We start from the raw sequence: 14,670 nt of genomic DNA on the forward strand, positions 1-14,670 counted from the left end.
ATGTACTCCACAGTAGCGTTTAAAGTCTTTGGGGGTTAACTTTTGTAATTCTTCGTAATTCATATTCTCAATCTAATTTTTGTTTTATTTTACCTCGAACGATTGCACTTTCGCAAGAGGTCTAATGTATTAATAGAATTGGTCAAGATATTCATAAATACTTGGTTTAGCTGTCCTGCATAGCACGGGACTGGTGGCAGGTAGCCGTAGTTTTTGACTACTCTGATTTCCCCGCTCAAACGACTTTTGAGCAGCAAAAGTATGCTATAGCCTTTCTCAAAAAGATGAGGTATGCCTGACAGCTTGTATAACCGCTTAAACTAAGGGGGCTGAAGCCCAACAACGTCCGCGAATCTTTCTGAGAACCGCTATATCTATGTTGGCGTGCAAGTCGGCTGGTTTGGGATACACATCGTCGATGTGGCAAAAGTTTTGCAAACTGCTTGCTAATTTGCTCAAACGTTCGGCTCCGGCTTTGATGCTGGTAACTGTTCGGAGGAAATCGTTTTGCAAAAAGTCGTAGTCTATATCTTCTTTTAGCTGTGCTATTTCTGGCGGGGGATTGGTACAGTGTGCGTCGTAAACTGAGAGCAACTGCATTAAGTTTTTGCTGTATTCGCTGACGTAGGTTAAATTGCCCCAAATGAAGCCTACCGGATCTAAAATTTCGTGGGCTACTCCGGTGACTAAACGGCCTAAGCTAGCCATTTTTTCGCTTTGAATCATTTGAGTTTGGGCTCTTTCGTAGCGGACTTGAGTTTCTATGCCGCGAATTTGCCAGTAGGCGATGTTTAGTGCTTGAAATACTCACGCCCGCTAAAGCCACAGTGATTCTTGACGCTTCACAGGGTGATGCTACCTTTCGTAGTCTTACTCTCCCTCTGCGTCCGTTTAGAGTCGTGGCGATTCCCCATCCCGACTTTTTCTATATTTCTAGCAGCATTTTCAATTAAAGTCAGCGACTCCCTCACGAGAGTCGCTGCTCTCCAAAACCGTGCTTGATAGTTTCCCATCACACGGCTCCTCAGTGATACGGTGTTTGTCATACATACCTCATTACCAATGTGTCTTCATCCCAGAACCATCTCCAGGTAGAAAGTTGTTTAGGCTTGACACTATTGCAGTCAGATTGATTGCCGTATTTATCATCACTGGCAGTTTTTGTATCGTGACAATGACGATGGAGTAATTGCCAATTTTTGTATTCATCCTTTCCACCATTAGATTTAGGGATGATATGGTCTAGCTCCATTACATCTCCATCTTTAAAGTATTGTCCGCAGTGGGCGCATTTCCCTTTTTGCTGTTTGAGCAACGATGCTGTTCGCTTTGGCATCTGGGGATTTTTACCCATTCTTGAACTCCAATAAACCAGGTTGCCGTCGTATGGTGACGCATCGCCTTTAACTTTCACATAGTCTTTGATTGGGGTGGAACTATGTTTGAGTAACCGGATGGGATTTTTCCCATCCCTGGTTGCGAAGACCCAGTTATCACCGCCGATTGATTTCCAGTATTTTTTGGCTATCCACTTTTTGCCTTTATTTCTATGGCGGTGTTTTGCCCAAGATTCAAGTAAGGTGTAAATCTGGGCATCCATTTTTGAGAATGCCTTTTTACTACAAACCGTTGAATAGTAATTTGCCCAGCCTCGAATGATAGGATTTAATTTCTCTATCAACCTCTTCTGTGAGGTGCCTTTGTGGGTTTTAACTACTTCCTTGATATGGTTGTAGTGTAGTTTACACTTGGATTTGCTTGGGGTGATGATGGTTTTGAAGCCTAGGGGTATTCCATTTGAGTCTTTCCCAGTTATATACTTACCAACTAGGAATTGTTGAACGTGAAATCCCAGAAAGTCAAATCCTGGTGTTTGATTCTCATGTTCTTCAAGAGTATGCACTAATCGGGTTTTATTTGGCTTCAATTCCAAACCCATGTCTTTTAACCATTCAGAGATTATCTCCTTGCATCCAGATACGACGGTTAAGTCTTTGTGGAGAACTACAAAGTCGTCGGCATAGCGTATAATTGAGACTGAATTACGTTTGTCCCTTGAAGGAAGTTGATATTTTCCATCTGACCTTTTAAGGTCGCAGGTTTCCACGTAGTCTTTAATCCGCCATTCCATCCCGTGGAGGGCAATATTAGCCAGTAGTGGGGAGATGACACCTCCCTGTGGCGTACCCTCAGATGTTTCAAAGTGCTGCCTATTGTCCATCACCCCCGCTTTTAACCAGGCTCGAATTTGTCGGCGAATGGTGGGGGATGTATTGAGTTTTCTGAGCAGCGCTTCATGGTTAATGCGGTCGAAGCATTTAGCAATATCTGCATCAAGCACGTATTTCGGCTTTTTGTTAATTGCCATAAAAATTGCTTCAATCGCGTCGTGGCATGAGCGTCCTGGTCTGAACCCATATGAGCTAGGTTCAAAACGCGCTTCCCATTCAGGTTCTAGGGCCTGTTTAACAAGCGCCTGCAATGCGCGGTCATTCATGGTAGGTATTCCTAAAGGTCTTTTTTCCTCGATTCCAGGTTTGGGAATCCATACTCGCCTGGTTGGTTTGACCTTAGAACCCAGAGTTAGGTTGTTTATCAGGTGTAGACGTTGCTTTGGGGTTAGTGATTTGACGCCATCCACACCAGCCGTCTTTTTCCCTTGGTTATCCTGGGTTACTCTACGCACCGCGATAGCTTTTGCAGCCCACGATTTCATCAACAACTTTTGGAGTCTGCGAACTAACTTGACATCTCCACGACTAGAGGCTTGATAAATCCGTTTTTGTAGTTTGAACACTTCCCGCTCTAGCTTACGCCAGGGGAGTTGGTTCCATTCATACATCGGTTTTGCCGTGTTCATGACTTATTGACTACTACTGTTGGCTTTACCTTCGGTATCACCGTGAGTCTGTTGGCATATCCTTGAAATTACTCAAGGCATTCGCTTCTGACTCAATCTTTCCAATCCGCAGCATCCGGTTAGCACCTACTCTCTTGATTCGACTTTCAACAGAGAGCATACGGGTGGTTACTTCGTTCCTAATATTCATTGGTTGTACCTTTCAGAATGATGCTCTTCACCAGGTTTACGGGAAGCGCTAATCACTTAGTTGAGACACTATTGATTCCCTGACCTTGCCTTTTTAGGACTCCCAGCGTATCAGACCTTATTTCGCTGGTTACAAGTATTGATGAGTCAACGCATCTTCACTTTCGTTATTCATGGGTACTTGCTTGACGGGTGTCGGGTAAGGCTCCCTACAGTGCCGTCTTTCTTCCCCGCTTGAAGGATTGATGGCTAGTCGCTACCTTCGGGGAAGTGCTTTCACTCCTGCGCTTGGAGGGTGGGAGTTGAGGGTTCTAGGATACTAATTCTCACCCACATGGATATTAAGTTGTCATCTGTAAGGGATTTAAGTGCGAACTCAACCTGATTAGTTACCCTACAGATGCCTGGAATCCCCCCATTGCTGGGTTTCTCCAGAACGAATCGCACTCTCTGTCTTGAACATTGCCGCAACTTAGACAAAGCACTGAACGAATAGACAAATCGATTTTGCCCCATTTAAACCACAGTCTGAGCAAACTTGGCTAGTAGGTTCCCATCTACTAATTACTTTAAATTCTCTGCCAAACTTCTTCGACTTGGCTTCACAGAGAGTCCTAAATTCTCTCCATCCTTGTTGACTAATTGCCCTTGAAAGCTTCCGATTCTTTACCATTTCCGACACGTTTAAATATTCCAAAATAATCACTTGGTTTTCGTTGACTATTTTGGTTGATAGTTTGTGCAGGAAGTCTTTACGGGTGTCGGCAATTCTATTATGAAATTTAGCAATTCTGATTCGAGTTACATTTCTTCTTTTTGAATCCTTTGGCTGACGAGCTAACTTGCGTTGCAGTTTGCGGACTTTGCGGTCTAACTTTTTATAGCTAGGACTTTCAGCTTTCTCCCCATTGCTCATTACTCCAAAGGTTTTAATTCCTAAATCAATCCCGATACTTGGATACAAGGCCTCGGTTTGAATTGGCTGAATCTCTACTACAAAACTCAGAAAGTACCGATTAGCACAGTCCTTGATTACCGTAACGGAGCTAGGGCTTGATGGCAACTCTTGCGACCAAACTGGCTTGACAATTCCAATCTTGGCTAAATAGACACCACCGTTCTCCTTTATAGAGAAACCACGAAGAGTAAATCTTGCAGACTGACTATTAGTCCTCTTTTTGAACTTAGGATACCCAACTTTACGCCCCTTTCTTTTCCCTTTACAGGAGTCGAAAAAGTTCTTAAAAGCTGTCTCCAAATCCGCTACAGATTGCTGTAAAGGAACTACCGAGACTTCACTCAACCAAGCTCTTTCTTCAGCTTGCTTGGCTTGAGTAATCACTATTTTCTGGAGTTCGGAAGATTTAGGCTTTCTCTCTGATTGCTTGCAAAGTGCAAGAGCATCGTTCCAGGCTACTCGAACACAACCAAACAATTGAGCCAAGCTCTGTCGTTGTTGGTTGGCTGGATATATTCTGTACTGATACCTTGCTTTCATTATTCCTTGCTATTTGATTTACTCTATCGTACCACACCTTCCTAATAGAATCACCAAAGTTTAGAGAATTAAAGCCGTCAAGCGAAGGACGGGGCTTCAGACCCAGTTCTTTGGTGAGGATCTAAGAGCCGGTAAGATTGGGAGTCGATTTGGACTACGATTGGTTCTGACTGCAATTCGGGCGATCGACGCAGAGCTTGTTGAGCGGCTGCCAAAATGGTTGTACTCTCTGCAAGCAATAATATTTCGACGCGAGCGTAACTGTAGATAACCTTCAGCGGTAAGTGCAAAAATAGCTCGGGGCCTTGGGGTTTGAGCAAATATTCCAGCAGTTGTCTGCGGGATATCATCCCGACCAATTTTCCTGCTTCTATTAATACGGCTCCCGGGATTGGGCGATTCTGTTCAAAGATTTCGGCAACTACTAGGGCCAAGCAGCTCGATTTAACCTGAAATTGATACAGGGGCAAATCTTGGAGGGTAGACTCTAGGGAAAGATCTTGATGGCTGCCTTCGGAGAGTGAAGGGCCGAGGAGTTTGGGACTTAATGTATTTGCCACTGGAACTTTTAGTTGCCGAAACACGCTGGGAAAGCAAAATGAGGACTTAACTACTAAGCTAGCCGATCGCGCTTAACTTGGATGGCCGAACCTGAAGGCTGTTCTTGAGTTAATCATGTTTTGCCAACGATCGGCAGGAGTATTTCAAATTCGGTGTGCTGGCCCGGCTGCGATCGCAATTTTAGTTTGCCGCCATGCTTTTCTGTGATGATTTGATGGCTGATTGCCAGGCCCATACCGCTGCCTTTGCCTGCTGGTTTAGTGGTAAAAAATGTGTCAAATATGTGCTGCTGATTTTCTGGGGTAACGCCGGGCCCGTTATCGGCGATCGCAATGGCGGCCCACTTGCCCTCTGCGGTTTCTACCACTTTAGTCGTAATTTGGATTTGGGGCTGCCAGTTGTCCGCGCACTCTGTATCTAGTTCGCGATCGGCTGCATACTCTGTCAGGGCGTCTAGAGCGTTAACTAACAAATTCAACAATACCTGACTCAATTGACCCGAGTAACCGTTAACTAGCGGCAGTTCGCCGTATTTTCTTACCACTTCTATGCCATTTTTAAAGCGGTTTTTCAGGATTAACATTGTAATCTCCACGCATTCGTGAATGTCTATATCCACGGGCTTTGTCTCATCCATGTGAGAGAAGTGGTGCAAACCGTTGACTATTTTTAGTAATTGTGAGGCTCCCCACTTCGTGCCTTCTAAGGTGACTGGCAAATCTTCTTGTAAAAAATCAAATTCTATTTCTTCTTTGATGGCATCAATTCGGGGACACGGTTCCGGATATTCTGCTTCATAAACCGACATTAGCTGAAGCAAATTTTCAAAATAGGACAGCAGAAAAGTCAAATTTCCCCAAATACAGTTCAGCGGATTTCTAATTTCGTGGGCTACACCTGCTACAATCCTCCCCAGACTCGCCATCTTTTCGGTTTGGATAAGTTTGGCTTGGGTTTGTTCGTGGAGCAATTTATTTGTCAATTGATGAATTATTGATTGAGCAACCATTAATTGGTGTACGTCTAACAGTCTGTAGGTATGGGGTGCAACCTCGACTACTACAGGTTCGTAAACTAATTCTGCTGGTCTGTAAAGCGATTCCTGGGCGGCTTCTACTATTAATTTACTGCTAGGAAGCACCAGTAGCTCTTGCCTAGAAAATCTGTACAATACCTCTATCGGTCGCTTGAAAAACATTTCTAACCCGTAGCGACGGTTAACTTTTTCAAAAAATTGACGCCTGGATATGATGCCGACAAAAGTACCCATATTTGTCAACATGACGCCTGGAAGCATGGAATTTTCTTCAAAAGCCTGGGCTACTTCTTTTGCCTGTTGAGTTAATTCTATTTGGCAGTTGTAGAGAGGCAAGTCCAGGAGAGTTGATTCTAAGGAGATGTTCCAAGTACAAATTGCAGGTATGTGTAACACTGATAACTCCGAGCTAATCTGATGCACAGCCAACATAGATGAAACTCCTGTTAAATTTTGTATGATGGATAACTTTAGTTGCTATTTATTGGTAACTGGTAATTGGTGGTGGGTAATTATTAATTTAAAAAATTACAGCAGCACCGGATGGGAAAACTCGATCGCCCTGGCATTGTCTGGTATAGCAATCCTAAATCATTTGCATAATTTTTGTAGGGGATCTTTAAGATCCCGGTTGCCCGATAGATAGGGGGTAGGCACGCACCATCCACTACCCCTACAAATTTATCTGAATCATTTAGGATTGCTATAAAGATTTGGTTTCTGAATCAATGTTAAACGATCGAAGCTTTTGTGGAACTTACGGAGCTTTGTTATTAACTTTTTACCATGATATACCATGCGATCGCCTGTTTTCGGAAATCTTAAAAAATCATTAAGGCACTTTGGTTATGCGTTATACCATTTTTGGGTGATGGTAGGGAATTGGAGAACAGCGATAGCGGGCAATTGGTGAATATACGGGGATGGATCGAGGGATATAGGGGGCGGATGGCGATCGTCCAATCCGCGCCTTAAGGGTCAAGACTCGGGCGGAGGCAAAAATCGGAAGAAGCAAGAAGCAAGAAGCAATCGAATGCAAGGGTTTCAGGAATTAAGAAAGTCCTAACCGTCGGGCGTTGCTGCCCTACCACTCTAAATAAATGGAACTTTAGGGAACTTCCCAACTCCGACTGCCGTCTTACAAGGCTCTGTTTTTTGCAATTTACAATCTGCAATCTGCAATCTGCAATCTGCAATCTCAAATCTCAAATCTCAAATCTCAAATCCTCTCAGGGTTCCACCTCGGGCCAGAGGCGTTCTAGCTGATAGCGCCAAGTGGCGAGAGTCTGTTCGCGAGACTCTCGCCCGAGTTCCATTTCGCCCATCAATCCCTCTGCGTAAAAACGATCTAAAGTTTGAAGGGTCGTTTCTATGGATTGTCCCTGCATCTTGGCTGCTTTGATGATTTGACGGATGCGGCTTTCGATTAAACCGCCGAAAAAGTCGGACAAACCTTGTTCTTGCAAAGCTAGCAGTCTGGTGATGGCGGCCGAGAAATCGGCGGCGGCGAGTGTAGCGCAACTGTGCTGAAACACTCCCCACAAAACGTTTTGATGTATGGCGTAGCGAGTTTCGAGGGTGGTGTCAAAGTTAGCTTCTAGCAGTTTCTCGAAAAAAGGTTGAGCTTCTTGAGCATCGGCGATGGGTAGCAAAGTCCGCAACCAAGTTCCGTCTTCTGAAAGCAGGACTAAGAGGCGAAATTTAGGGGTTTGGACTTGCCAAGAAGTGGCAGCAGGCGTCTCAACATTTTCGCCAAATAAGTCTTTAAGGGTATTACTAATTTCTTCGGGAGTCATGGTAATTTTAGATTTTAGCTTTGAGGTTTGAGATTTGAGATGGCAGGCTAGGGATTGGGTTTCTAAGTTTTTGCGATCGATTTAGTATGGCTCAATCTAAAATATAAAATCCACCATCTTAGGACTGACGCTTGTGGATTTAAAATATTATGACTGACGCTCAAAAACCAGGTTTCTAGGACAATAAGAGGTTTGGCAAGGAAAAATCTACGCAGCAACGAGGTTTCTGAGAATTAGTGCGTGCTGTCCGAACTATTGTAAATCTAAGATCTAAAATTGATTTACGGGAGCCAGCGGGGGTGATAGCCGGCAAAGGGCAGTTCTTCTGGCTGTACTTTTGCGGGAGAGTTGTCTGCGGGTATTTCTAATAAGGGTAGCAGCCAGAGGCGGCTGGTGGCGATCGACTGTCCGCTATCGTTGCGGGGAGTGTCTGCTGCTGTGGGTTTTGCTGTTGTGACTGATTGGTCGAAAATTAATGCCAGCCCGTCGGGAGATAAACTGATTTGGGTATCTAATTGGTTGGGCAAAACTAGCAGCGGTTTGATGGTTCCTACCAAACGAGTGCCCTCTTTTTTGAGGTCGATGGCGGCGATGAAAGGCTGTTCTTTGTAGCTTGCGGTTTTGAGGCGTTCGGCTAGCAAGCAGTAGAGACGCTGGAATTGGTTGTCTTTGTCTTTGCGCGGATCGAAATAAACGGCGATGATGCTACCGGGAATCCGCAGTATTTCTTGTTCTGCGCCTTGGTTGTCTAAAATAAAGAGCGATCGAGTGTAGTCGCTGTTGTATTTAACGTAGGCGGCGGCGGAGTTGTCGCGGGCCATCCCCAATACTTGTTCGTATTTGGGCAAAAATTCTACTGGATCTGCTTCTGGTTTGAGGGGGACGATCGCCAATCCTTGTTTTTGAGATATTACCATCGATTTGCTGTCGGGGCGAATCATAAAATCTCCGCCTTGTTGGTTCTCCAAGGGTTTGGGCGCCACTTTTTCTTCCAAAATCCAAGGACTGAAATCGCCGGGATTGCGGCGGTTGACGCGCTGGATAATGATGATTTTTCCGTCGGCTGAGAGGTCGAATTTGAGGTTTTGGTAGTCTTTGGAGTCTAAGAGTTTGTCGATTCTACCTGCTGGTTGTGCTGGTTGGGGATCTTCTCCGGGGGATTGGGGATTGAGGCCGGTGGTGACTGTAAATAGTTCTTGATTTAGGGTGCCGCCTGTACGGGCGATCGATCGATCTGTGGCGGAGAATAAAATGCGATCGCTGTCGGGATACGGTTTAAAATCGGTGACAACTAAATCTTTGGGAGTCAGCGGTATCGGTTTCGAGTCGCTGCTGGTGAGATTGACTAGCATTAATCTGCTTTCTGTTTCGCCTTCAACGCCGATGTAAACAAAAGCTCGATCGCGGCTGCGGAAGGAACTGCTAAACGGTTGAATTGGCGTTCCTTTGTATTGGTTGTTTTCTCCAAAATACTTGTCGGTGGCGCCGGCGAGTTTTAAGGTGTAGGTAACGCCGTAGGGTGCTGGATCTTTGAGGGTGTAGGCCATGCGCCTGCCGGCCCAACTGAATTTACCTGGGAGGGGCGGTTCTAGCTTTAAGTTTTCCTCGACGGTGGAGTGGTTCATCGGCCGAAAGAAGTTGAGAATAAAGCCGGTATCTGCGGCGCCGATTTGTTTGTTCTCCCAAGTGAAGTCTCGCACTCTGGGCGCTGTGCGATCGCCACTCAGTAGCAGCAGTCCCATTAAGACGCTCAGCAGTAGGATGAGGAAAATCGCTACCCGGTCGATCGGCTGTTTGAATTGCCCAATAGCGAAGGTTGAAGGATTAATTTTTTTGTTAAAAATACTCACAAATCTTTCTCTCCTCTTCCTGCTGAAAATTAACTGCCAATTTTTCCCTATTAAATTTTACAGTCCAGGACGCACTCCCGACTCTTAGAAACCTATTTTTTTAGCAATATAAATGGCTGCTACCTCTTTTTTGGTCAAAAAACTGGTTTTTGAAATTTGTCGTGCGTCCATAACTCAATTAAACTTACCTCCTGAGAAGTGACTTAAATATCAATACACTTGGCTTATGGATATTCAACGAATTGCTTCTCAGGATTTTATGGGAAATACATACATATTTTAGAGGTCAGAATATTGCGCTCTGAACTGTACTGACAAATATGTCATGAGTCCGTCTTATATCTTCAGGTGAAATGCGATCTATCGGTAGTCCGCCACCCAGAGACTTTCTCACAAAAAGTATGATTGCTAGTGTCCCTAAAAACATTGCTGTCAACTTCATGTCCTCCCAAAAACAAGTTAGCCCTTCTTTCCTAAGACCGTAGGTAACTACTAAATAAGTAGGAATGTCACCGACAGCTACAGCAATCACAGCACCTAAATTACCCATAAAATGATATCCTACTGGGATGCCGATAGCGATACTCAAGAAAGTGGCCAGATTGCCCATAGCTGCGTACTGAGATTTCCCGATCGCTAACAAACAAGAACCCATCAAATTGTGGATAGTCGTGTGCCAAATACCTAAAGCCAAGATTGGCATCATCCAAGATGCTGCCATATACTCTTTCCTGTACAGACTTACAATTATCTGATCTCCAAAGCTGACAAAAATTGCTAAGCCTAGGGCTAAAGGGATCAGAATCAAGTTGCGGTTTTTGAGAATTTTGGCGCGCAATTCTTCGCGAGGCAAGTCTGCTAGCATCGAAATAGAAGGAAAAATTACCCTGCCTGCGAGGGCGACCATTACTTGACGAGGCATATCGCCGAGGGTAAAAGCAATGCCGTAAATGCCCAACATTGTTAAACTAAATATTTTTCCGAGAACTAGGCGATCGGCTTGGGAACACAGAAAATATAAAATTGTAGACAAAAATATCCATTTTCCATACGAAAATATTTCTTTAACTGCCTCTCGATCCCAAGCAAAACGGTTTGAATGACCGCGAATCAAAAAATGGCTCCATACTAATTCCACTATAGAGCTTGTCAAACCCCCTGCGAGGATAGCCCAGATACTGCGATCGAACCATGCCCAAACAATCATGACTGTAGTAGAAATGACCTGTATGGTCAATTCAAATATTACTACGTTCTTAACTGTCATTTTGCGTTCGAGAATGGATACGGAAGTAGATTTAAATCCTCCTATGAGAGTACTTATACTTATGATCGGAATCAACCACAGGAGACGGGGTTCTCGATAAAAAGTAGCGATTGGCCAGGTGATTAAAATTAAACAAAACCAAATAAAAACACTGCGAATAACTTGCATTGTCCAAGCGGTGTTGAGAAATTCTGGCTCTTCTCCACGCTTGTTTTGGATGATACTTGGGCCAAGACCAATGTCTGTAAATAGGTGGACACCTGCTATAAAAACGTAGGCTAGACCCATTAGACCAAATAGTTCTGGCAACAGCAGGCGCGTCAGGATTAGGTTGCTGCCGAATCGGATAATTTGACTGCTTCCATAGCTGGCGATCGTCCAGAAAGCACCTTTAATCGCTAATTTTTTTTCAGATGACATATAGGGAGAACTTATTTTCTAATTACGAGTCTAGTTGCTGAATTTCCTGTTGGCAACTCATACAGGATGCTGCTGCTACTTTTATAGCTGACTTTACCTTGTGTTAATTGCCCTACGGAGGAGGGGCTCTTTTGGCCCATCCCACAATCTCAAATACTACAGATTTCAAGTCGCGAGATTACACTGGCTGATTGGCGGGATGCCCATCTCGCGATCGCCAAGGTAAAATTTAATCTCCAACTTGCTGGCTGTCTAATAATCATAAGGGTTTTTAGGCTCGGGAATAGGTCGGAGGGAGGATGCTTGAATAATTAATTTGCGCTTGCCTTGCAGTTCTTCTACGATCGTCTCTCCTTCTATTTCTAGCCAACTGTCTGGGGCGAAGGCGGTGCGACTTTGACCGATCGCTAATTTGACAGGCAACCCGATCGGATAGGCGTCCGCCGCACAGCAGGTAATGATAAAACGCCCGATCCACATATATTGTTCTGCTACGTTGGGCGGGTGAATCACAAATCCTTGTACCTTGACTTTTTGACCTCTATATGTATCGGGTTCTGGATTGAAATTTAACAGCCGCACCCATTCGATGAGCGATCGCCTTTCGGGTTTTGTAGTATTGCGAAATTCTTGGGGTTGCAGTCTGGTGATGGGCACGGATTCGGTGAGGCCTCGTTCGAGTGCTGTCTGGCTGGTAAATGTGCGTGGCGTTACCGCTAAACCGATCAATGCGACGCTCAACATTAAGGTGCTGCCGATACTGGGGGGAAATAAAGTAATGTGTTCAACTTCTGTACTTCTGGCAGATTTTTTGGTTGAGGATGTCCGGGATTGCTTGTTGGCGCGATCGACTTTGATGATTTCCCAAGTTTTTAAACCGCCAATAATCATTAAGCTGATTCCGGCTGCTAGAGTCAATCCAAAGTAATTCGGGTGAATCAGAATGCTTAATTTCCCGGTGATCCAATATTTGAGGAGCAATATTCCCCACGCTAAGATAGCTAGGGCGTCCAGCCACGGGCTAATTTTCTTTAAATTCATTTTTAGTCATTGGTCATGGGGCATTGGGCGAAGCGAAGCGGAGGGATGGGGCATGGGGCATGGGGCATGGGGCATGGGGCATGGGGCATTGGCCAAACAGGGCATTGGCCAAACAGGGCATTGGGCATTGGTCAGTTGCTAGTTGTTAGTTGGTAGTTGGTAGGGGCGGTGCCCCCGTGCCCGCCCTCTTAGTGGTTAGTTGTCAGTAGTGCTGTCCCTGCGATCTCACGTTATTAGTCAGGGGAAATTAGTCAGGGGAAATTGGAAATTGGGAATCTATTGTTAGGCGTCCGGGCTAATTTATTAACCTAGATACAAATTGACAGCGAGGGTCATTAAAAAGGTTAACTGAGCGGCCAAAACCATTAAGTAAATTACAGAGCGACTTTTAAAAATAGACAGCATTAAACCGATGCCTTTGAGGTCAATCATCGGGCCAAAAACGAGAAATGCTAACAGCGAACCGCTGGTAAATGTGGAAGCAAAAGAAAGGGCAAAAAAAGCATCTACCGTAGAACAAATCGATACGACTGCGGCTAATAGCAGCATGGCCAGAATCGAGGAAACGGGGCCTTGGCCGAGGTTGAGAATTAGTTCGCGGGGTGCGCCAACTTGAATGATGGCGGCGATCGCACTTCCGACAACCAACACTCCTCCCAATTCCCGCAACTCCTGTACCATAGTATCTAAAAGCAGGCGCAGACGCTCTTTAGAAACGGGGTGGAACATGGAGGAACGTTTCGAGGTTTTTTCTGTTTTGCCTGTTTTTAAGGGCTGTCGCTGGTCTTGTAGCAAAGATTCGATCGGCACTGCACCGCCCTGACCTAGCATAAAAGTTCCCGACTGCAACAGTAGCGGAGTGTCGGCTGGGGCGAGTTCTGTTTCGGAAAACTCGGGTTTTGGGAGGGGAATCGCCCGGGCTACAGAAGGGTGTAACAGAGGCCGCAAGTCTGTTTGGACGCTGAACACCCAGCCGATAATTGTGGCTATCAACAGAGAAAAGACTACCCGCAAAACTACAATTTCGGGCTGATCGCGAAAAGCCGTCCAAGTCGCCCAAATTACCACGGGATTGATGGTAGGCGCCGCGAGTAAAAAGCCGATCGCGGCTGGTGCGGGGACTCCCTGCATTAGCAACCTGCGGGCTACGGGGACGTTACCGCACTCGCACACAGGAAACAAAAAGCCGATCGAACTACCCATCAAAGCCGCCAGCAGCGGGTTTCGCGGGATGCGGGATACGAGTTTGCGTTCGTCTACAAAACCCAGCAGCAAACCTGAGAATAAAACTCCCAGCAGCAGAAAAGGTATTGCTTCTACTAATAAGCTGAGAAAAAGGGTAAAAGCATTGTTTAACTGATTCGTGAGGGCTGGTTGCATCAATCACTTACTGGTAAATTTGTATCTAGTTGCACGTCTTCGGCAGATCCCCTGTCGATCATACCTGCTTCACAGCCCTAAGTTAAGATTCAGTTGAAACTTTTTGCTAAGATCGTCAATGTTATCTGTCAACTGTCAACTGTCAACTGTCAACTGTCAACTGTCAACTGAATGAGTGCGGTGCCTTGTCGGGCGATCGCACAATTATAGTTTTCCTCTATCGTTAATTAATTATGATTTTCAGTAGACAAGATTGCAAAAATATTTTTGCGGTGTTGTTTGCATCAATTCTTGTTCCCTGTTCCCTGTTCCCTGTTCCCTGTTCCCTATTCCCGACTTTTGCAAGAAGTCTAGTAATATAGGGCTTGCTTAAAAAGTGTACGTAGTGGAAAAACGAGGCTACACAGCTTAAAAAATAGTAGGTTTATTGCTTGCATTCCCAAATTTATCCAGAAACTAAGAATGAAAGTGCAAGGGTTTTGAGCCTGTATAATTCTATAACTTGAACTCCTGTAGAGCCTAGAAAGCTTTAACCCTTTATCTGGCAAGCTTTCTACTTTTATTCAGCGAGCGCTAATATCGCAATCCCTAAATGATTCATAAAGATTTGTAGGGGTGGTACCCCGTGCCTACGCCCTATCTATGGGGTGCATCTCACTTTGGCAAATACATCAAATTGAAAGTTGACCGTTGAGATAAGCACAGCGAAGAGCAAGGATAGACGAAACGTTCTCAATATTCCATTGCGCTCCCGATATCTTCACCCTTAATC

10 protein-coding genes and 2 pseudogenes are annotated in these 14,670 nt (G+C 45.0%); all 12 read right to left on the reverse strand.

The features are described from left to right. Window positions 1–122: 122 nt before the first annotated feature. A pseudogene (locus QZ938_RS31195) lies at window positions 123–266 on the reverse strand (sensor histidine kinase); the annotation flags it as partial. A 94-nt stretch (window positions 267–360) separates the two neighbouring features. Continuing rightward, window positions 361–795: pseudogene (locus QZ938_RS31200) on the reverse strand (sensor histidine kinase); the annotation flags it as partial. A 47-nt stretch (window positions 796–842) separates the two neighbouring features. Beyond that, window positions 843–1,046, reverse strand: coding sequence for a hypothetical protein (locus QZ938_RS31205; protein ID WP_293153723.1), 204 nt, complete (start codon window positions 1,044–1,046; stop codon window positions 843–845). Then, complete coding sequence (gene ltrA, locus QZ938_RS31210) at window positions 1,043–2,860, reverse strand: group II intron reverse transcriptase/maturase (RefSeq protein WP_293355988.1); 1,818 nt, start codon at window positions 2,858–2,860, stop codon at window positions 1,043–1,045. The genes QZ938_RS31205 and ltrA overlap by 4 nt, the downstream gene beginning before the upstream one ends. A gap of 661 nt (window positions 2,861–3,521) precedes the next feature. Next, complete coding sequence (locus QZ938_RS31215) at window positions 3,522–4,547, reverse strand: RNA-guided endonuclease TnpB family protein (RefSeq protein WP_363318922.1); 1,026 nt, start codon at window positions 4,545–4,547, stop codon at window positions 3,522–3,524. Between the two features lie 77 nt (window positions 4,548–4,624). Further along, a complete protein-coding gene (locus QZ938_RS31220; protein WP_293153720.1) occupies window positions 4,625–5,107 on the reverse strand; it encodes a CBS domain-containing protein in 483 nt (160 codons plus the stop codon). 113 nt (window positions 5,108–5,220) lie between these two features. After that, a complete protein-coding gene (locus QZ938_RS31225) occupies window positions 5,221–6,576 on the reverse strand; it encodes an ATP-binding protein (RefSeq protein ID WP_293153717.1) in 1,356 nt (451 codons plus the stop codon). Between the two features lie 797 nt (window positions 6,577–7,373). Then, complete coding sequence (locus QZ938_RS31230) at window positions 7,374–7,940, reverse strand: hypothetical protein (RefSeq protein WP_293153714.1); 567 nt, start codon at window positions 7,938–7,940, stop codon at window positions 7,374–7,376. A 281-nt stretch (window positions 7,941–8,221) separates the two neighbouring features. Continuing rightward, on the reverse strand, window positions 8,222–9,790 hold the full coding sequence (locus tag QZ938_RS31235; RefSeq protein ID WP_293355985.1) for a hypothetical protein: 1,569 nt from the start codon (window positions 9,788–9,790) through the stop codon (window positions 8,222–8,224). A gap of 286 nt (window positions 9,791–10,076) precedes the next feature. Next, a complete protein-coding gene (locus QZ938_RS31240) occupies window positions 10,077–11,477 on the reverse strand; it encodes an oligosaccharide flippase family protein (RefSeq protein WP_293153708.1) in 1,401 nt (466 codons plus the stop codon). A 252-nt stretch (window positions 11,478–11,729) separates the two neighbouring features. After that, window positions 11,730–12,518 (reverse strand): TIGR03943 family protein, encoded by a 789-nt coding sequence (locus QZ938_RS31245; protein ID WP_293153705.1) that lies wholly within the window; start codon window positions 12,516–12,518, stop codon window positions 11,730–11,732. A 303-nt stretch (window positions 12,519–12,821) separates the two neighbouring features. Further along, window positions 12,822–13,898 carry a permease gene (locus QZ938_RS31250; RefSeq protein WP_293355982.1) on the reverse strand — a complete coding sequence of 359 codons (1,077 nt, stop codon included), beginning with the start codon at window positions 13,896–13,898 and terminating at the stop codon, window positions 12,822–12,824. Window positions 13,899–14,670: the final 772 nt, after the last annotated feature.

It is taken from the genome of Microcoleus sp. CAWBG27, from assembly GCF_020883145.1.
In the GTDB taxonomy this organism is placed as follows: Bacteria; Cyanobacteriota; Cyanobacteriia; order Cyanobacteriales; family Microcoleaceae; genus Microcoleus.

Coding starts and splice junctions, on each gene's coding strand:
- QZ938_RS31205 (WP_293153723.1), bottom strand. CDS start 1,046: ATGACAAACACCGTATCACTGAGGAGCCGTGTGATGGGAAACTATCAA.
- ltrA (WP_293355988.1), bottom strand. CDS start 2,860: ATGAACACGGCAAAACCGATGTATGAATGGAACCAACTCCCCTGGCGT.
- QZ938_RS31240 (WP_293153708.1), bottom strand. CDS start 11,477: ATGTCATCTGAAAAAAAATTAGCGATTAAAGGTGCTTTCTGGACGATC.
- QZ938_RS31245 (WP_293153705.1), bottom strand. CDS start 12,518: ATGAATTTAAAGAAAATTAGCCCGTGGCTGGACGCCCTAGCTATCTTA.
- QZ938_RS31230 (WP_293153714.1), bottom strand. CDS start 7,940: ATGACTCCCGAAGAAATTAGTAATACCCTTAAAGACTTATTTGGCGAA.
- QZ938_RS31215 (WP_363318922.1), bottom strand. CDS start 4,547: ATGAAAGCAAGGTATCAGTACAGAATATATCCAGCCAACCAACAACGA.
- QZ938_RS31250 (WP_293355982.1), bottom strand. CDS start 13,898: ATGCAACCAGCCCTCACGAATCAGTTAAACAATGCTTTTACCCTTTTT.
- QZ938_RS31225 (WP_293153717.1), bottom strand. CDS start 6,576: ATGTTGGCTGTGCATCAGATTAGCTCGGAGTTATCAGTGTTACACATA.